The 18,117-nt window shown below is 69.3% G+C and carries 15 protein-coding genes; 5 read left to right on the forward strand and 10 right to left on the reverse strand.

What is annotated here, in order from left to right:
• Positions 1-65 precede the first annotated feature (65 nt).
• Complete coding sequence (pobA, locus tag IPF36_RS21485; RefSeq protein WP_195430084.1) at positions 66-1,235, reverse strand: 4-hydroxybenzoate 3-monooxygenase; 1,170 nt, start codon at positions 1,233-1,235, stop codon at positions 66-68.
• 127 nt (positions 1,236-1,362) lie between these two features.
• Here pobA and IPF36_RS21490 point away from each other — a divergent pair, with 127 nt between their 5' ends.
• Entirely contained in the window at positions 1,363-2,250 is an 888-nt protein-coding gene (locus IPF36_RS21490; RefSeq protein WP_133095934.1) for a helix-turn-helix domain-containing protein, read from the forward strand.
• Between the two features lie 4 nt (positions 2,251-2,254).
• On the opposite strand, the gene pcaD is transcribed toward IPF36_RS21490, so the two are convergent.
• From pcaD to pcaH, 4 genes are all read right to left on the reverse strand, one after another.
• Positions 2,255-3,430: a 3-oxoadipate enol-lactonase gene (gene pcaD, locus IPF36_RS21495; protein ID WP_195430106.1), complete on the reverse strand. Its 1,176-nt coding sequence runs from the start codon at positions 3,428-3,430 to the stop codon at positions 2,255-2,257.
• A gap of 27 nt (positions 3,431-3,457) precedes the next feature.
• A complete protein-coding gene (locus IPF36_RS21500) occupies positions 3,458-4,846 on the reverse strand; it encodes a 3-carboxy-cis,cis-muconate cycloisomerase (protein ID WP_195430108.1) in 1,389 nt (462 codons plus the stop codon).
• 94 nt (positions 4,847-4,940) lie between these two features.
• On the reverse strand, positions 4,941-5,510 hold the full coding sequence (gene pcaG, locus IPF36_RS21505; protein WP_195430111.1) for a protocatechuate 3,4-dioxygenase subunit alpha: 570 nt from the start codon (positions 5,508-5,510) through the stop codon (positions 4,941-4,943).
• Positions 5,511-5,514: 4 nt separating this feature from the next.
• On the reverse strand, positions 5,515-6,216 hold the full coding sequence (gene pcaH / locus IPF36_RS21510; RefSeq protein WP_133095938.1) for a protocatechuate 3,4-dioxygenase subunit beta: 702 nt from the start codon (positions 6,214-6,216) through the stop codon (positions 5,515-5,517).
• A gap of 94 nt (positions 6,217-6,310) precedes the next feature.
• Between pcaH and IPF36_RS21515 the strand changes: the two genes are divergently transcribed.
• Positions 6,311-7,264: a LysR substrate-binding domain-containing protein gene (locus IPF36_RS21515; RefSeq protein WP_195430114.1), complete on the forward strand. Its 954-nt coding sequence runs from the start codon at positions 6,311-6,313 to the stop codon at positions 7,262-7,264.
• Between the two features lie 33 nt (positions 7,265-7,297).
• Here the strand turns inward: IPF36_RS21515 and IPF36_RS21520 are convergent, their stop codons facing one another.
• A complete protein-coding gene (locus IPF36_RS21520; protein WP_133095940.1) occupies positions 7,298-8,677 on the reverse strand; it encodes an aromatic acid/H+ symport family MFS transporter in 1,380 nt (459 codons plus the stop codon).
• A 376-nt stretch (positions 8,678-9,053) separates the two neighbouring features.
• Here IPF36_RS21520 and IPF36_RS21525 point away from each other — a divergent pair, with 376 nt between their 5' ends.
• The gene (locus IPF36_RS21525; RefSeq protein WP_133095941.1) at positions 9,054-9,263 is read left to right on the forward strand and encodes a DUF2905 domain-containing protein; all 210 of its coding nucleotides are present in this window, start codon (positions 9,054-9,056) and stop codon (positions 9,261-9,263) included.
• Between the two features lie 16 nt (positions 9,264-9,279).
• On the opposite strand, the gene IPF36_RS21530 is transcribed toward IPF36_RS21525, so the two are convergent.
• Together IPF36_RS21530 and IPF36_RS21535 are read right to left on the reverse strand one after the other, a co-directional pair.
• Positions 9,280-11,232, reverse strand: a complete 1,953-nt coding sequence (locus IPF36_RS21530) for a methyl-accepting chemotaxis protein (RefSeq protein ID WP_195430117.1) — start codon at positions 11,230-11,232, stop codon at positions 9,280-9,282.
• A gap of 215 nt (positions 11,233-11,447) precedes the next feature.
• Positions 11,448-12,488: a LysR family transcriptional regulator gene (locus IPF36_RS21535; protein WP_195430120.1), complete on the reverse strand. Its 1,041-nt coding sequence runs from the start codon at positions 12,486-12,488 to the stop codon at positions 11,448-11,450.
• Between the two features lie 143 nt (positions 12,489-12,631).
• Between IPF36_RS21535 and IPF36_RS21540 the strand changes: the two genes are divergently transcribed.
• Entirely contained in the window at positions 12,632-13,867 is a 1,236-nt protein-coding gene (locus IPF36_RS21540; RefSeq protein ID WP_195430122.1) for an MFS transporter, read from the forward strand.
• A gap of 93 nt (positions 13,868-13,960) precedes the next feature.
• On the opposite strand, the gene IPF36_RS21545 is transcribed toward IPF36_RS21540, so the two are convergent.
• Both IPF36_RS21545 and IPF36_RS21550 read right to left on the reverse strand, forming a co-directional pair.
• Positions 13,961-15,868: a histidine kinase gene (locus IPF36_RS21545; RefSeq protein ID WP_243736936.1), complete on the reverse strand. Its 1,908-nt coding sequence runs from the start codon at positions 15,866-15,868 to the stop codon at positions 13,961-13,963.
• A gap of 11 nt (positions 15,869-15,879) precedes the next feature.
• On the reverse strand, positions 15,880-16,581 hold the full coding sequence (locus tag IPF36_RS21550) for a response regulator transcription factor (RefSeq protein ID WP_195430125.1): 702 nt from the start codon (positions 16,579-16,581) through the stop codon (positions 15,880-15,882).
• Positions 16,582-16,982: 401 nt separating this feature from the next.
• Here IPF36_RS21550 and IPF36_RS21555 point away from each other — a divergent pair, with 401 nt between their 5' ends.
• On the forward strand, positions 16,983-18,107 hold the full coding sequence (locus IPF36_RS21555) for a BON domain-containing protein (protein ID WP_135703217.1): 1,125 nt from the start codon (positions 16,983-16,985) through the stop codon (positions 18,105-18,107).
• The last annotated feature ends 10 nt before the right edge of the window (positions 18,108-18,117 follow it).

Consider the following 18,117-nt stretch of genomic DNA (forward strand, 5'->3'; position numbering starts at 1 on the left):
CGCGGCAAGTGCCGCGCTCTATTTTTTCTTCCGACAACGCCCCGCGCGGCACCGGTTTTGGCCGTTCAGTACGGCAACCCCACATAGTTCTCCGCCAGCACCCGGCACGCCGCTTCCGAACCCACCAGGTAATCGAGCTCGGCCCGCTGCATGCGCAGCGCAAACGGATCCGCAGCCGGGAAGCGATGCATCAGCGAAGTCAGCCACCATGAAAAGCGCTCGGCCTTCCAGATGCGGCGCAGGCAGCGCGCCGAATAGGCATCCAGCTCGCGCTTGTCGTCATGCCGGTAGGCGGCGACCAGTCCATCGGCCAGGGTCAGCACGTCGCTGGCGGCCAGGTTCAGCCCCTTGGCGCCGGTGGGCGGCACGATATGCGCGGCATCGCCGGCCAGGAACAGGTTGCCGAAGCGCATCGGCTCGCACACAAAGCTGCGCAGCGGCGCGATGCTTTTCTCGATGCTCGGGCCCGTCACCAGCGACTGCGCCGACTGCGGATCGAGGCGGCAACGCAGTTCGTCCCAGAAGCGTTCATCGGACCAGTCCTCCACGCGCTCGCTCGACGGCACCTGTACGTAGTAGCGGCTGCGCGTGCGCGAGCGCATGCTGCACAGCGCAAAGCCGCGTTCGTGGCTGGCATAGATCAGTTCCTCCGCCACCGGCGGCGTGTCCGAGAGGATGCCAAGCCAGCCGAACGGATAGACGCGCTCGAACAGCTGCGTGGCGGTAAGCGGCACGCTCTGGCGGCTGACGCCATGAAAGCCGTCGCAGCCGGCGATGTAGTCGCAGTGGATCTCGTGCGCCACGCCGCCCTTGCGGTAACGGACCACCGGCCTGGCGCCATCGAAATCATGAAGGCTGACATCCTGCGCCTCGTAGACCGTGGTGATGCCCGCTTCCTGCCGTGCCGCCATCAGGTCGCGCGTGACCTCGGTCTGGCCGTAGACGGTCACGCTGCGGCCGACCAGCGCATGCAGGTCGATCCGATGCCGCTGGCCATCGAACGACAGCTCGATGCCGTCGTGCACCAGGCCTTCCTCATGCAGCCGCGCCGCCACGCCCGCGCGCTCCAGCGCATCGACGGTCACACTCTCGAGGATGCCGGCGCGGATGCGCCCCAGCACGTATTCCGGGCTGCGTTGCTCGACGATGATGTTGTCGATGCCCGCCTTGGTAAGCAACTGCCCGAGCAGCAGGCCGGCGGGGCCGGCGCCGATGATGGCAACCTGGGTGCGCATGTCTTGTCTCCTTGTACATATCGATCTACCGGCGCTAACAATAGTCGGCGGAGGCCCGCTACGGAATGGACAGACCGAACCGATGACAGGACAATCGGAACATTGCTGGTAAACACTGACGCCCCCCGTGAAACCTGTCCCGACCTACTCCCTGTATGGCGTGAATTCGTCCGAGCCGCTGTCTGACCAGCTGCATTTCGAGTCCATCGCCGCGCGCAGCCGCCTGCACGGGTGGGAGATCAAGCCCCACCGGCATGAACGCTTCCTGCAAATTCTGTACATCCACGCGGGTGGCGGGGAAGCCCTGCTCGAGGAACGCCGCGAGCCGTTGCGCGGCGGCTCGCTGGTGACGATGCCGCCGCGGCACATCCACGGCTTCGTGTTTACGCCGGACACTGACGGCATGGTTGTCACCATGACCGACAGCCACCTGCGCACGCTGCTGGCGGGTGTGCCGGATGCGCTGCCGCTGTTCGACCACCCGCGCCACGACCGCGTGCGGCGCGGGCACGCGCTGGCGGATGCGCTGGCGCTGTTTCGTGGGGAGATGGAAGCGGTGTCCGCCTGGCGCGGGGCGTCGCTGTCGGCGCTGCTGACGCTGGTGCTGATCGGCATTGCGCGGCTGGGCAATGCCGATCAGCCGGCCGCCGCGCGCAGCAGCAGCCGACCGGCGCGGCACTTCCAGCACTTCCAGCAACTGCTGGAATCGGACTACCGCGAGCAGAAGGAGATCGGCCACTATGCCGGCACCATCGGCATCACGCCTACACAGCTCAACCGCGTGTGCCGCCAGGCCTCAGGGCAGTCAGCGCTGCAGATGATCCACGCGCGCGTGCTCGCCGAAGCGCAGCGCGACCTGCTCTTCAGCGACCTGGAGATCAAGCACATCGCACTGTCGCTCGGGTTTTCCGATGCGGCGTACTTCTCGCGCTTCTTCGCGCGGCAGGTGGGCCAGGCGCCCACGGAGTTCCGGCAATCGGGGCGGGCGCGGCTGCCGGCGTTCGCGGTGCGCTGACGGATCAGGCGGGCTGGTCCATCGCGGCGAAGATTTCCTCGGCCATGTGGAAGGCCGAATTCGCCGCCGGCACGCCGCAATAGATCGCCGTCTGCAACAGCACTTCCTTGATCTCGTCGCGCGTCACGCCATTGTTGGCGGCGGCGCGCAGATGGAGCTTCAGTTCATCCGTGCGGTTCAGCGCCACCATCATGGCGATGGTCAGCAGGCTGCGCGTATGGCGCGGCAGGCCTTCGCGCGTCCAGATCTCGCCCCAGGCGTAGCGTGTGATCAGGTTCTGGAATTCTTCGTTGAGCGGCGTCAGCCGCGCCAGCGAGCGATCGACATGCGCGCTGCCGAGCACCTCGCGCCGCACCGAGAGGCCGGCGTCGTAGCGCGCGTGGTCGTCGGTCACGGGCAGGCGGCCGCGCACGAAATCGATCAGTGCGGCAGTGAAGCGGCCCGGCTGCTCGAAGCTGGAGATATGCGCGGCAGGCAGTTCGATGAAACGCGCGCCGGGAATCGCATCGGCCAGCGCGCGGCCCTCCTGCGCGGTGGTCGACGGGTCCTGGCTGCCGGCGACAACCAGCACCGGCACCGGGATCGACGGCACCGTCTCGCGGAAGTCGGCGTCGCGCACCGCCGCGCAGCTGGCCGCATAGCCGCGTGGATCGAGTCCTGCCAGCACGCTGCGCAGGCCGTCCAGCGCTCGGTCGGCCGTGGCGGCAAACCCGGGGGTGAACCAGCGCTCGACCGAAGGCGCGACCATCACGCTCATGCCGTCGCGCAGCACGGTGTCGATGCGAGTGTTCCATCCCTCCGCGTTGCCGATCTTTGCGGCGGTATTGGCCAGCACGATGCGGGAAAAGCGCTCGGGCGCATGGATGCCGAGCCACATCCCGGTCAGGCCGCCCATCGACAGGCCACAGAATACGGCCTGGCCGATGCCCAATGCATCCAGGATGGCGATCACGTCCTGGCCGAGTTGTTCAACCGTGAAGGCATCGCCGGGTGCGGTCGAGCGGCCATGGCCGCGCGTGTCGTAGCGCACCACGCGAAAGCGCCCGGCCAGCGCGGCGGCCTGTGGCTCCCACATGGTGTGGTCGGTGCCGAGCGAGTTGGAGAAGATGATGGCCGGCGCGGCCTCGGGGCCGTCGACGGTGTAGAAGAGCCGGGCACCGGCGTGATCGAGATAGGGCAATGCAGTCTCCTGAGAATCCGTGGCCAGTCAGCGTGCGGCACGTCCGGCAAGCGCGGATTGCCACGCCTGCACCGCGGCATCCGCAAAAGCCGATGACTGGCCCGCGTAGTTGGCGGGGTTGGCAAGGCGGTCGAGCGTGGCGTCGTCGAGCAAGCCCGCATGGGCGGGTTCCTCCTGCAGCGTGCGGGCCAGCGCATCGCGCAGGCTGGTGCCGTCGGCCACTGCGCGGCGCGAGGCGCGCTCCACCAGATGGTGCGCCTGCAGGCGTCCGATCCTGCCGCCGAGTTCCAGCATCGCGGCCTCGCCGAGTATCAACCCATGCGTGAGATCGAGATTGCCACGCATGCGCGCCGCATCGACCTGCAGCCCCGCCACCACCTCGCCGATCTGGCGCAGCGCGCCCGCGGCCAGCGTGACGATCTGCGGCAGCGTGTCCCATTCCGCCTGCCAGCCACCAAGCGCGCGCTCGTGTTCCTGCACCATGCCCGACAGCATGGTGGCCACCAGCGGCGGCACGCGCACCGATGCCGTCAGCACCGCCGCGCAGCCGACCGGATTGCGCTTGTGCGGCATGGTGCTGGAACCGCCGCGGCCGGGCCCGGTGGGCTCGGCCACTTCCGCCACCTCGGTCTGCATCAGCAACGAGATGTCGCGCGCCATCTTGCCGAGCGTGCCGGTCAGCATGCCAAGCGTGGCGGCCACTTCGACCATGCGGTCGCGATGCGCATGCCATGGCAGCACGGGTGCGACCAGGCCCAGCTCGCGGGCCAGTGCGGCAGCTACGCCGGGCGCGGCGTCGCCAAGGCTGGCGAGCGTGCCCGCGGCGCCGCCGAACTGCAGCGCGCGGGCCTGCGCGCGTGCCGCATCAAGGCGGGCGAGGTCGCGGCGCAGCGCGTCGAGCCAGCCGGCGGTCTTGCAGCCAAAGGTGGTGGGCAGTGCATGCTGGAGCCAGGTGCGTGCCACCATCGGCGTGGCGCGGTGCGCGCTGGCCAGCGCGGCGCAGGATTCGCCCAGGCGTATCAGGTCGGCATCGAGTACGCGCAGCGCGTCGCCCAGCTGGAGGACGAGCGCGGTGTCGATGATGTCCTGGCTGGTGGCGCCCCAGTGCACGAAGCGCGCCGCATCGGCATCGCGCGCAGCCACGGCGGTGGTCAGCTGTTTGACAAACGGAATGGCCAGATTGCCGGCGGCGACCGCGGCCTGCGCCAGCGCATCGCGGTCGATGGCGCCGACGTCGCTGCAGACTTCGGTGATGACTGTCGCGGCAGCGGCCGGGATCACGCCGCATTGCGCTTCGGCGCGCGCGAGCGCGGCCTCGACGGCAAGCATGCGTTCCACGGTGCCGGCGTCGGAGAAGATGTCCAGCACCGCGGGGCTGCCGAACATGGGATCGGTAAGACGCGTGACGGTTGGCATGGGGGCGATCGGTAGGGGTCGTGGCGATGACGACCACCTGATTATGCTTTGTCGCCGGCGGCCCGGGAGATTCCCCGGCCGCCGGCGCGGCGTGTCAGATATCGAAGAACACCGTCTCGCCCGGGCCTTGCAGCACGATATCCCAGCGCAGCACGCCATTGCCGGCATCGTTGCCAACCAGCGTGCCGCGCCGCTCGGCCGGCACCAGCGCCAGCACCGGATCGGCCCCATTGGCCGCGGCCTCGTCCGGAAAGTACATGCGCGTGGCAACGTGCTTGACCAGCCCGCGCATGAACACCGACACCATGATGTGCGGCGCCTGCGGCCGGCCGTCGGCACCGGGCACGGCGCCCGGCTTGACGGTGACGAAGCGGAACGACCCGTCAGCCTCGGTCGGCACGCGGCCGAAGCCGGTAAAGCCTGGCACCAGAGGCAGCTCGCGCGTGTCTTCGGCGTGGCGGTAGCGGCCGGCGGGATTGGCCTGCCAGATCTCGACCATGCCGTCGGGCACGGGCTCGCGGTTGCCGTCGGTGACGCGGCCTTCGATCACGATGCGCTGGCCGGCCAGTGCCGGTGCGCTGGCGGTCAGGTCGGCGCAGTTCAGCCCGCTCAGGCCGATATGGAGGTAAGGGCCGACGGTCTGGGATGCGGTGGCGTAAAGCATGGTCTTACTCCATCGGCGTGGCATCGCGGCCACGCAGCACGATATCGAAACGGTAGCCGAGCGCGTATTCGGGCTGGGTGGTCTCCCAGTCGAGGCTGGCGATGAGCCGGTCGCGCGCCTTCTCGTCCGGCACGCAGTTGAAGATCGGGTCGAACGGCAGCAGCGGATCGCCGGGGAAGTACATCTGCGTCACCAGCCGCGTGGCGTAGGCGTTGCCGAACAGCGAGAAGTGGATATGCTGCGGCCGCCAGGCATTGTGATGGTTGCGCCAGGGATAGGCGCCGGGCCTGATGGTCTTGAACCGGTAGTGCCCGTTGGCGTCCGTGACGGTGCGGCCCTCGCCGGAGAAATGCGGGTCCAGCGGCGCGTCGTGCTGGTCGCGCTTGTGCACGTAGCGGCCGGCCGCGTTGGCCTGCCACACCTCGATCAGCGCGTTCGGCACCGGCCGGCCATTCTCGTCCAGCACGCGGCCGGTCACGAGGATGCGCTCGCCGATGGGCTCGCCGCCGTTGCCGACGGTGAGGTCGTTATCGCCTTCGCGGACGAACTCGGCGCCGAAGGTGGGACCGGTCACTTCGGACAGCGACTGCGGCAGCGCAATCAGCGGCTGGCCCGGCGAGCGCTTCTGCGTGGAAGCGTAGGGGTCGAAGCGGTATTCGGGCTGGGTGTCCCAGTAGGGACGTCGATACTGGGCAAGGCGGGTCATTGCGCAGTCTCCTTGTCGTTGGAATGGTATGACTTTAAGCAACACATAAAGTCATGTAAATTGAGATTTCCAAGAATTACGATAACTTTTCAGCATGAAAACCCCCGCCCCACCCGCGCTCGAAATCTTCCGCAACCGCGTGCGGCTGCGGCATCTCTACTGCTTCGTGGCGGTGTCGCAGACCCAGCACCTGGGCCGCGCCGCTGATCGCCTGGGGCTGACGCAGCCAGCCGTGTCCAAGACCCTGAGCGAGCTGGAGGAGCTGACCGGCACGCGCCTGCTGGTGCGCCAGCGCGCGGGCACGGAACTGACCACCGCCGGCACGCGCTTCCTGCGCCACGCGCTGCGCATCCTCGCCGATATCGATGCGGCGGCCGACAGCATGGCCGGCGAGCAGGCGCAGCCACAGGAGCGCATCCGGCTGGGCGCGCTGCCCAGCGTCGTGCCGGCGGTGCTGACCGATGCCTTGCTGCGCTTCCGCGCCGCGCACCCCGAGGTCGGGCTTGCCGTCCAGACCGGCATGAACCGCAGCCTGATCGACCAGCTCAAGGCCGATGTGCTGGATCTGGTCATTGGCCGGATGGATGACCCGGTTGCCATGGAAAGCCTGTGGTTCGAATCGCTGGGCCCGGACTCGCTGGCGCTGGCGGTGCGTTCCGCGCACCCTCTTGCCGCCGTATCGCGGCCGACCTTGCTTGACGTGCTGGCATGGCCGCTGGTGATCCCGGCAGCGGGCTCGATCCCCCGCCACAACACCGAAAGCCTGCTCGCCCGCCACGGCCTGCCCCTGCCGGGCGGATGCGTGGAAACATCGGACGCCTACCTCGGACGGCTGCTGGCCCGCCACAGCGACTGCGTGTGGGCGGCGCCGCTGTCTGCCGCGCAGCGCGCGGTGGCCGAGGATGAACTGGTCCTGCTGCCGCTCGATACGCAGGGCACGGAGGAACCGATCGGCCTGCTACGGCACGGCGACCGCACCCTCAGCCCGATGGCCGAAGCGCTGGCTGACTGCATCCGCGCCGCGGCCCGGCCGCTTGCGGCTCAGTGATGCTCAGTGATGCTCAGGACTGCTCAGTGAGGCTCAGTGAGCTGCCACGCCGGCGCTGCCCTCGGCGTCGGCACCCGGGGCATGACTGCCGCTGAAATGCTTGACCACCAGCGCACCGGCAGCCAGAAATGCCGGCACGGCAAGCAGCGTAAAGATGGTGTCGAAGCCCAGATGCAGCCGCAGCAGTTCGGCACCGAGCAAGGCCCCGGTGATGCCGCCGAAGCGGCCGATGCCAAGCATCCACGCCACCCCGGTGGCACGGCCCTGCGTCGGGTAGAACGCCGCGGCCAGCGACGGCATCGACGACTGCGCGCCGTTCATGGCGGTGCCGGCGAGAAAGATCAGCACGCCAAGCAGCACCTGGCTGCCAGTGCCGTGCCCCACGGCGTAGATCAGCACGCCGGTGGCGGCGTAGGTGATGGCGATCACCTTGTTGGGGTTGAAGCGGTCCATGAACCACCCGGCCGCGATGGTGCCGATGCCGCCGCCGAGCGGGAACAGCGCTGTCAGGAATGACGCGTGCTGGATCGAGAAGCCGGCGTCCTTCATCAGCGTGGGCATCCAGCTCGTCAGCAGGTAGAAGATGACCAGGCCCATGAAGTAGGTGCACCACAGCATCGCCGAACCCAGGCGATAGCCCGGCGCCAGCACGGTGCCGATGGCGGAGCGGGTCGCGGGCGCCTGCTCGCCGATGACGAAGGCGTTCGCTGCCCCCACGTCCGCGCCGGTCACGCGCCGCAGCAGCTGGCGGATCTGGTCGGCCGGATAGTTGCGCAACACCATGTAGCGCACCGACTCGGGCAGCAGCACCACCAGCAGCAGCGCCAGCGCAAGCGGCACGATGCCGCCAAGCAGCAGCACGCTGTGCCAGCCGAAATGCGGGATCATCGCGGCGGCGACAAAGCCGCCGGCCGCGGAGCCGAGCGGAAAGCCGCAGAACATAGTGTTCACCAGCACGGCCCGGCGGCGTTGCGGCGCGAACTCGGCGGTCAGCGTCACGGCATTGGGCATGGCGGCGCCCAGACCCAGGCCGGTCAGGAAGCGCAGCACCGTCAGCCAGCCCAGCGTGGGCGCAAAGGCCGTGGCCAGGCTGCAGGCGCCAAAGAAGAAGACCGACAGCACCAGCACCTTCTTGCGGCCGATGCGATCAGCCAGCGGGCCAGCAAAGATCGCGCCGAAGGCGAGGCCGAACAGCGCCGCGCTCATGACGGGCCCGAGGGCCGATTTCTCGATCCCCCAGTCCTGCACCAGCGCCGGCGCGATATACCCGATGGCGGCGGTATCGAAGCCGTCGACGGCAACCACCAGGAAGCAAAGCACAAGGATCAGCCACTGGTAAGCAGTGAATCGCTGTCCGTCGATCAGGGCCTGGACGTCCGCGACGCCAGCCTTGGTTTGGAGGGATTGGGGCACTATTGTCTCCGTCTGCCTTGGAAATCGCGCGGTCCGCCTGCAGGCAGGCACGACCGGCACCGCGATTTGTTCTAATAGCGAACTCACGTTCTCTAATTGAACGAATCTTAGGCACCTATCTCGGGTTTTTCACTATCTGTTCCTCACTATTTTGGATATTTATTTCAATGTTCTACGACATACTGAAATTTTCTATCCCAACCATCAATACGAATAAGGAAATTTCATACAAAAAGCGCGAGCCTTCAATTTACATTCCGAAATCCATGTAAATCACGGCATCCTGACCAGGATGGCTGGCCGGCGGCAGACCGGAATCAATGCGTCGACCTGCCGGTCAAATGCCTCAGGATCGCCCGCTGACCCTCCCCATCCCATGCAACGCCTGCTCCTCATCCTGGGCGCCGTGCTGCTTGCCGCCGGCGCCGCCTGGCCCTGGCTGTCGAAGTTGCCGTTCGACCGCCTTGGCCGCCTGCCCGGCGACATCCATATCGTCCGCGACGGCTTCAGCTTCTACCTGCCGATCACGACCTGCATCCTGGTGTCGGTGGTGGTCTCGGTCGTGATCTGGCTGCTGCGGCGCTGACCCCGCGCCAGCGGCATCAGGCCGCCTGCGCCTCGGTGCGGAACACCGCCATCGCGCGCTGCATCTGCTGCGCCTGCGCCTGCAGCGACTGCGCCGCGGCGGCGGCCTCCTCCACCAGCGCGGCGTTCTGCTGCGTGACCTGATCCATCTGCGCCACCGCCTGGTTGACCTGCGCGATGCCGGTGCTCTGCTCGCGCGAGGCATGGCTGATCTCGTCCATCATCGCCGTCACGCGGCGGATCGCCGCCACCGTGCTGTCCATGCTGGCGGCGGCATCCACCGCCAGCGACGTGCCGGATGCCACGCGCTGCGCCGACTGCGAGATCAGCTCGCCAATTTCCTTGGCCGAGTTGCCGGCACGTTGCGCCAGCCCGCGCACCTCGGTCGCCACCACGGCGAAGCCGCGCCCGGCCTCGCCCGCGCGCGCCGCCTCCACCGCGGCGTTCAGCGCCAGGATATTGGTCTGGAAGGCGATGGCATCGATCACCGCGATGATGTCGACGATGCGGCGCGAATCGGCCTCGATGTCCTGCATGGTCTGCCGCATGCGCCCCACCGCGGCGCCGCCGGCCAGCGCGATGTCCGACGCCTCGCGCGCCAGCTCGCTGGCCTGCCCGGCGCTGCCGGCGTTCTGCTGCACGGTGGCGGTAAGCTGCTCCATGCTGGCCGCGGTCTGCTCCAGCGAAGAGGCCTGTTGCTCGGTACGCGCCGACAGGTCGATATTGCCCTGCGCGATCTCGCCGGCGGCAGCCAGCACATTGTGCGCGCCGGCCTTGGTATCGCCGATCAGCCCGCGCCAGCTGTCCACCAGCGACAGCAGGTGGCGCTTGACCTCGCTGAGTTCGTCGCGCCCGTGCACCGCCATGCTCAGGCTCAGGTCGCCGGCGTTGATGCGGTCGACCATGTCCCCCACGGTGCGCACATCGCTGCGCATGCCGCGGCTGAAGCCGCCGAACAGATAGAAGGCCAGGGCCAGCGCGACCACGCCCAGCGCCGCCAGCAGCACGAACTGGCGCTGCTGCGCGGCGATGCGCTGCGCCAGCATGGCGCCGGCGATGGCCGAGAGTTCCCTGTTGGCGGCCAGTACGCCGTTGATCGCCGCGGTCGCCTCGTCGAAATAGGTCTTGGCATCGATGCCGATGCCGCTCGCACCAAGCATGCGCGACTTGAGCGTGCGGTGGAAGTTGTCCATCGCCGCCAGCTGCTGCATGGCCGCGTCGAGCTGCGGCTGGTGTGCCGGCGCATTCCTGCGCACGCGCGCGGCATCGCGCCGGATGGCTTCCAGTCCCTCCTGGATTTGCTCGGCAAGCGCGCCCAGGTCGGCCTGCTGCGCGGCATCGGCATAGCCGCCTTGCGCGATGATGCCGGCGCCGCGCCCGCGCGCCAGCGCGCTGTGCTCCGCCAGGCGCGGCATTGGGCCAACCATCAGGCTGATCAGGTAGTAGGCGCCGGCCTCGCCGTCGAGCGCGAGCTCCGAACGGTCGGCCACGTCGGCGATGAACAGCAGCGTCTGCCTGACCAATGCGCTGTGCCGCTCGAACAGCGGTCCGGGCGAGGTGTTCAGGCCGAGGCCGCGGATCTGCTGCCAGTCCTGCTCCAGCTTGCGCGCCGCGGGCTCGAGCGCAAAGCCGGAGTTGTCGGCGGTGGCGCGCAGCAGTCCGGCCAGGTTGGCCGCGGCCTTGCCGTCGGCCGCGTCGAAGGTCGGCCGGAAGCCGGCGTTGCCGGCCAGCACGGTATTCGCGGCACCGCGCCGGACCTGCGTCTCGCGCATGAAATCAAGCGCGTGGCCGACGATGACCAGGCCGCGCCGTTCGCTGTCGGTGGTGCGGATCGACTGCGCCGAGCCATGCAGCACGACGTACATCGCGCCGCACAGCGGCACGAGGAACAGCACCGCGATCAGGGTCAGTTTCTGGTTGATGTTGAGGCGCGCCATCAGGCGCTCGGCGGGGCGGAAAAAGGCGGTCATCGGGCTCGGCAAGGGGTTGGCTTTCCCCCGGGCTATCGGCCGCGTTTTCCAGGCCTGAAGCACGAATTCCGATCGTTTTGACGATGCGCAAACGGGGTGCAGAAAATGCCCGGCATCGGGGCAAAATGCACGCACCAGGGGCAGAAAAACGGTGCTTGCACGCCAAGGTCGGCGATACCGACAGAGTCCTCTGCGCGATTGCGGTGTGCCGTCGTCTATCGCTTTCCGGCCCTCGCTTTGCCCGCCCCGGCCTGTGCCTGCCTGCGCCGGGCGCGCGGCGGCTGCACGCCCGCCATGGCCGGCACCGCCTCGCGCATGGCATCGATGAACAACCTGAGCCTGGCGGGGTAGAAGCTGGCGTACGGATAAACCAGGTAGACCGGCAGCGGCTCGGCCTGCCACTCCGGCAGCAGGTGCAGCAGGTCGCCGCGCGCGATGTCGTCGGCGAAGATCCACGCCGAGCCCACGCCGACGCCCAGGCCCTGCAGCGCGGCACTGCGCAACGCGTACAGGCTGTCGGTGCTCAGCCGCGGCCGGAACCGGAGTTCGCGGGAGTCGCCGCTGGCCGCGTGCGACAGCGTCATCGCCTGGCGGTAGAAGGTGTGCAGCGCCAGCCAGGGCAGCGCCTCCAGTTCCTCGGGCTGGAGCGGCAGCCGCCGGCCTTCGAGCAGCGCCGGCGCGGCGACTGCCACGCGCGGCACTTCGGCCAGCCTGACTGCGACCAGCCCGGGCTCGCGCACCTCGCCGACATGGATGGCGCAATCGATGGCCTCGGCGATGAAGTCGGGCGTGCGGTCATGCAGCAGCCACTCCACCGCGACCTGGTCGTACTGGCGCATGTAGGCGGCCAGCGGCGGCACCATCAGGTCCTGGCCGAAGGCATGCGGCACCACCACGCGCAGCGTGCCCTCGGGCGCGTAGCCGGCGCCGCGCAGGTCGGCCTCCAGCGTCGCCCAGTCGCCGACCAGCGCCTTGGCGCGCTCGTAGCAGCGCTCGCCGTCTTCGGTCAGCTTCATCCCATGCGTGGAGCGCTGCAGCAGGCGCACGCCCAGCTGCCGCTCCAGCGCCTGCAGGCGGCGGCTGACGGTGGGCTGCGTGGTCCGCAATTGCGCGGCGGCTTGCGACAAACTGCCGGCCTCGACGATGCGCACGAAGGTCTGGAGCAGGTCGATGCGGTCGGCACCGGCGCTGGCCGGAGCGGGTTCCGGGGTGCCGGCCCGTGCGGTGGCCCGTGCAGTGGTCCGGGATCTGGTCATACGCGCCTCGTATAGCCGTTGTTCACCGCACACCTCTACCAGAAAACGCGGGGGCCGGACAACATCTGCATCCATCGCATCCACTGCACCGATTGCGGATCTGCCTTTTTTCAACGAAATCACCAGATTCAGGAACAACGACCATGCCTTGCCTATCCACCTCGCCCGCCGCTGCCATCGCGGCGCCATCGCCGGCACCGGCGCTCCCGGCACGCCTCGTATTGATGCTCGCCACTGCCGCCGGTCTCGCCGTCGCGTCGCTGTACTACAGCCAGCCCATGCTCGGCATCATGGCGCCTGACCTGCACACCTCCGCCACGGCTGTCGGCGCCATCCCGACGCTGACGCAGCTTGGCTATGCGCTGGGCATCCTGCTGCTGGCACCGCTCGGCGACCGCTTCGACCGCCGCCGCATCATCCTGGCCAAGTCGGCGGCGCTGGTGGCCGCCCTGCTGCTGGCGGGACTGGCGCCCGGCATCGGCTTGGTGCTGGCGGCGAGCCTGGCCATCGGCCTGTCCGCCACGCTGGCGCAGGACATCGTGCCCGCCGCGGCAACGCTGGCGCCCGATGCGCAGCGCGGCAAGGTGGTGGGCACGGTCATGACCGGGCTGCTGCTCGGCATCCTGCTGTCGCGGGTGGTCAGCGGCCTTGTCGCCGCGCAATTCGGCTGGCGCGCGATGTTCATCGCCGCCGCCGGCAGCATCGCCGCGATGGCGCTGGTGGCGCGGCGCAGCCTGCCGCGTTTCGCCCCGACCGCGGTGATGCCCTACCGCGCGCTGCTGGGCTCGCTGCTGACGCTGTGGCGCCGGCATGGCGACCTGCGCCGCGCGGCGCTGGCGCAGGCGCTGCTGTCGGTCGGCTTCAGCGCGTTCTGGTCAACGCTGGCGGTGATGCTGCATGGCGCCCCGTTCCACCTTGGCAGCGAAGCTGCTGGCGCATTCGGGCTGGCCGGTGCGGCAGGCGCGCTCGGCGCCCCGATCGCGGGCCGCATCGCCGACCGCCGCGGCCCGCAGGCCGTGACCCGGCTCGGCGCCGCGCTCGCCGCGCTGTCCTTTGCCGCCATGCTGCTGGCGCCATGGCTGTCGCCGCAGGCGCAGCTCGGGCTGCTGGTGGCCGCCGCCGTCGGCTTCGACCTGGGCGTGCAGGTAACGCTGGTCGCACACCAGACCATTGTCTATGGCATCGACCCGGGCGCGCGCAGCCGGCTGAACGCGGTGCTGTTTGTCTGCATGTTCGCCGGCATGGCCGCGGGCGCCGCGCTTGGCAGCCTGGCGCTGGCGCATGCCGGCTGGACGGGTGTGGCCGCGCTCGCCACGGCCACATCGCTGGCAGCGTTGGCGGTACGGACGCTGCCGTTGCGAGCCGGGCAGGCGTCGTAACCAGGAAGCAATGCGCAAGGCTTCCTGCGGGCGGTGATGGCGGGCGGCTACGTCCCCGCCCGGCCTGCGCCCTGGCATGCCGCCGCGGCACGATCATGCGGCGGGTGCCAGTCCCTCACCTTCCTCGCCGTCCTCATCCCCCGTCGGCGCCAGCGGCAGTTCGATCGTCAGCGTCGTCTGGCCCGGTACCGATTTCAGTTGCAGCCGCCCGCTGATCGCCGCAGCACGCACCCCCATATTGCGCAGCCCGCGCCCGCCACGCGGGGCGTCGACATCGAAGCCGCGCCCGTCATCGCCCAGCGTGACGCGGATCACCTGCGCCACCGGGTCGGCATGCGCCGCCAGCGTGATCGCGCTGGCGCCGGCGTGCTGCAGCACGTTGGTGATGCCCTCGAGCAGCAGGTACTGCAGCTCCTGCACCTTGCGCGCGGTGAAGTGGGGCAGCACCGGCAGCCGCTCGACCTGCCAGCGGATGGCGATGCCGGCCTCTTCGATGCGCGGCCCCAGCCGGTAGCGCAGGTTGCCCAGCACCGCGGCGAGGTCGCCGCCGGTGTCCTGCATGGCATCGATGGAGAGCTTGAGCGAGTCCAGCGCATGCCGCACCTGCCCGGCGATCTCCGCGCGGCTGGGCTGGCCTGACTCCAGCATCGACAGCGTGGTGACCAGCTGGCTGCCGAGGCCGTCGTGCATGTCGCGCAGGATGCGGCTGCGCTCGCGCAGCGCGGTCTGCTCGGCGGCGGCCTTCTGCGCGCGTGCGAACACCGCGCGCAACTCGGCCTCGCGCTGCGCCACGCGCTCGCTCAGCACCTGGTTGGCGCGCTGCAGGCTGCGTACGGCGCTGGTGTAGCGCTCCACCAGCATCCACGCCATGACCACGCTGAACGGCACCGAGACATAGCGGGTCATCGAGTGCACCCAGTAGTAGTCGCCGGTCAGCCACACGCGCAGCCAGTCGCCCAGGAACAGCACCGCCGACACGCCCACGGTGGCGGCCAGCAGCCTGGCCTCGCGGCTTGGATGCCGCAGCGCGGCCCATACCAGCGCGGCCGCCACCGTCAGGATGATGCCGACCTTGGCCAGCCAGCTCAGCGGGAACACCAGCGGATGGCTCGACAGCGCGGCCAGCGGCGCCAGTATGGGCAATGCCAGCCACAGGTAGGCGTCGAGCGTGCGGTGCAGCCAGCGCCAGGGCACGCGGATCACCAGCAGGCAGAACTTGCCGATGGCGCCGAGGAAGACCTCGCGCGCGGCCGCGACGATATAGCTGCGCAGTTCCGGCGGCAGCGCGAGGTCGTCGACAAAATAGTCGAGCAGCCGCACGCTCCAGGCGATCTCGGCCAGGCCGTACAGGCCGAACAGCGGGTCGCGCTGGCGCCACCAGATCAGCAGCGCGATGGTGCCGAGCACGGCGCTAAGCACGGCGACGATGAAGGGCCCGGCCACGCGCACCATGAATGCGTCCTGGTAGCGCGCGCGCACCGCCTTGGCCGGCCCCACCGTGACCGGCAGCAGGCCGGCTCGTGAAAACGCGCGCGCCGCCACCGTGATGCGCAGCGCGTTGCCGTGCTCGCGCACCAGCTCCGGCGGCAACGGCACATAGTAGGGTCGCTTGGCCAGCGCGGATGACGGCGCGCCCAGGCTGCCGCCCGCCGCCACCAGGATGCCGTTCAGGCGCACCTCGTAGCTGCCGCCTGCCCACGGCACGAACAGCCCTGCCGCTGCCGCCGCCGGCCAGCCGCGGTCAAAGCGCAGGTCGTAGACCGCCATGCCGGACTTGCCCGGCAGCGCGCGGTCCCAATAGTCCGGCAGCGTCAGCGGCTGCGCCGGCAGCACGCTGCCGTCGCTAAGCGTGGCGCTGCGCACGGCCAGCTCCAGCTCCGCCAGCCCGTCGCTGGCGGCCGGCGCGGCACCACGCGCCGGCGACGCCAGCCACGACAGCGGCAGCAGTACCGCAAGCACGGCAAGCAAGGTCCGGGTGAGTCGCAGCCAGGTCGGCGGCATGGCGCAGGAAGCTACAGGGACTTGAGCAGGCCGAGCTTGGCGGCCTCATACACGGCTTCGCCGCGCGAGCGCACCGCCAGCTTGCCGTAGATGTTCTTGATGTGCGATTGCACGGTATGCACGCTCAGGCCGACATAGCGCGCGGTCTCGGCATAGGTATAGCCGCGCGAGATCAGGTCGAGGATCTCGCTTTCGCGCGCGGACAGCGTGACGCCGCGCTGGGCGGCGTTGCCGCGTCCGGCGCATTCGGCGGCCCCGGCCAACCCAGCGGCCGCGGCGGGCTCGCCGCGCAGGCGGTTGACCACCTGGCGCGCAATCAGCGGGCTCATCGGCGAGCCACCGGCGCGCAGTTCGCCGATCGAGGCGGCGATGCGGTCGGTGGTCTCGTCCTTGAGCAGGTAGCCAATGGCGCCGGCTTCGATGCTGGCCAGCATGTGCTGGTCGTCGCCGAACACCGTGACCACCATGCATTCGCACTCGGGATAGCGTTCGCGCACCTGGCGTATCACGGCGATGCCGCTGCCGTCCGGCAGGCCCAGGTCGCACAGCAGGACGTCGGGCTGGTGCAGCGCCAGCCAGGCAAGGGCATTGGCGACACTGCCGGCGCAGCCGGCCACGGTACTGGCGGGAGCATGCATCTCGACGGCCTGCACCAGGCGGCTCTGCGCCGCCGGGTCATCCTCGACGATCAGGACTCTTGTTGTGCTTGTCATGCCAGTGTGGTTGCGGGGCCCTGCCGTTGCGTCGGCGCGACGGGTTGCCGGCGGATTCTGACATATCCCCCGGTGTCGCGGGCGTGGCTCGGGCTGGTTTTCAGGGTAAACACAAGCGTCGCCGCGGCCGCCCGCACCAGCCTATCCATGCGGGTGTCGCTTTTCGTCCGCTGGTTCGCGGCGCCGCCCCGTTGTGGAGCACGCGGCATTTCTCCCGGTTCCCCACCCTGCATCCCTTACAAGGTCTGCAAGGCTTGCACGGGGCCTGCGGCGTCACCCGGGCCGCAGGCGCGCGGCTGCCGCACGGTATGAATCTTGCCGCTCCTGATAACCCGCCACCGGAATGCGGACATTGTTGTGCTCGTCCGCGTATGGCGCCATTCACATATCAGGAAATCAGCATGAGCTACTACTACGACGAACGCCAACGCCGCCAGGCGTGGGACGACGACGACTGGCAACCGGAATCCGAAAGCGACCGCGACCGCTGGCAGGCGCAGCGCCGTCGCCAGCAGCTGACGCCGGGCCAGACCAGCTACGGCGGGCCGGCACGCCAGGGCGGCGGCTACAGTGACGAGTACGGAGCCGGCCGGTATCCGGAGCGGCCGACGCAAGGCGAGTACGGCAGCCGCGGCCAGCAGCGCTCCGCCGGTGCGTGGCGCGGTGACTACGACTATCCACAGCGCCAGGACTTCCAGGGTTCCCAGGGTTCCCAGGGCTACCAGGGCGATGAAAGCCGGCGGTATGAGCGCGACGAGCGCAGCCAGCGCGACCGGGACGAAGAGCGCTATCGCCGCCGAGCCGGCAGCAGCCTGAGCTACGGCCTGAACGGCGGCTATGGCTGGGAACGCGCAGGCGAATGGCGCGATCCGCAGGCATGGCAACGCGATGACGAATACGCCGACCGCCAGTGGCGCGAAAGCGCCGAGCGCGCCCGCGACCCGTATGAGATCGCTCGCGAGCGCAACCGCGACCGCTACTTCCGCGACCTGCGCAGCGACACCCGCTACTGGACCGAGGACCGCGACGAGCGCGAAGACCAGCAGCGCTACGGCCAGCGCTACAGCCGCGCGGCGGCGCGCCAGCGGGGGTGGGAAACCGATGATCGCGAAGGCTATCGCGGCGACGACCGGGAAGACCGCGGCGTGCTCTACAACCTTGGCCGCCGCATCGGCGAGGCGGTCGGCGACCTGTTCGGCACCGACCAGCGCGAGCACGAGCGCAAGGCTGGCCCGCGCGGCTACCAGCGCAGCGACGACCGCATCCGCGACCAGATCTGCGAGCGGCTCAGCTATGCGCGCGGCGTCGATGTCAGCGATGTCAGCGTCGACGTCAACGAAGGCGTGGTGTCGCTGACCGGCACGGTGCGCGAGCGCGGCCAGAAGTACTACATCGAGGATCTGGCCGACGGCACCTACGGCGTGAAGGAAGTCAACAACGACATCCGGGTGCGCCGCGAGGGCCACGGCACCAGCGCCGGCAGCACGAGTACGTCCGAGGCGACCGGGAGCACCTGGCGCGCCTGATTTGCCGCAG

Source organism: Cupriavidus sp. IK-TO18 (genome assembly GCF_015549295.1).
GTDB classification, from domain to species: Bacteria; Pseudomonadota; Gammaproteobacteria; order Burkholderiales; family Burkholderiaceae; genus Cupriavidus; species Cupriavidus oxalaticus_A.

Bases quoted from the DNA above. Each gene is read 5' to 3' on its own strand.
- pcaG (WP_195430111.1), bottom strand. From the start codon at position 5,510: ATGCTTTACGCCACCGCATCCCAGACCGTCGGCCCTTACCTCCATATC.
- IPF36_RS21515 (WP_195430114.1), top strand. From the start codon at position 6,311: ATGAAAACCCCCGCCCCACCCGCGCTCGAAATCTTCCGCAACCGCGTG.
- IPF36_RS21535 (WP_195430120.1), bottom strand. From the start codon at position 12,488: ATGACCAGATCCCGGACCACTGCACGGGCCACCGCACGGGCCGGCACC.
- IPF36_RS21550 (WP_195430125.1), bottom strand. From the start codon at position 16,581: ATGACAAGCACAACAAGAGTCCTGATCGTCGAGGATGACCCGGCGGCG.
- IPF36_RS21555 (WP_135703217.1), top strand. From the start codon at position 16,983: ATGAGCTACTACTACGACGAACGCCAACGCCGCCAGGCGTGGGACGAC.
- IPF36_RS21525 (WP_133095941.1), top strand. From the start codon at position 9,054: ATGCAACGCCTGCTCCTCATCCTGGGCGCCGTGCTGCTTGCCGCCGGC.
- IPF36_RS21530 (WP_195430117.1), bottom strand. From the start codon at position 11,232: ATGACCGCCTTTTTCCGCCCCGCCGAGCGCCTGATGGCGCGCCTCAAC.
- IPF36_RS21545 (WP_243736936.1), bottom strand. From the start codon at position 15,868: ATGCCGCCGACCTGGCTGCGACTCACCCGGACCTTGCTTGCCGTGCTT.
- IPF36_RS21500 (WP_195430108.1), bottom strand. From the start codon at position 4,846: ATGCCAACCGTCACGCGTCTTACCGATCCCATGTTCGGCAGCCCCGCG.
- pobA (WP_195430084.1), bottom strand. From the start codon at position 1,235: ATGCGCACCCAGGTTGCCATCATCGGCGCCGGCCCCGCCGGCCTGCTG.
- pcaH (WP_133095938.1), bottom strand. From the start codon at position 6,216: ATGACCCGCCTTGCCCAGTATCGACGTCCCTACTGGGACACCCAGCCC.
- IPF36_RS21540 (WP_195430122.1), top strand. From the start codon at position 12,632: ATGCCTTGCCTATCCACCTCGCCCGCCGCTGCCATCGCGGCGCCATCG.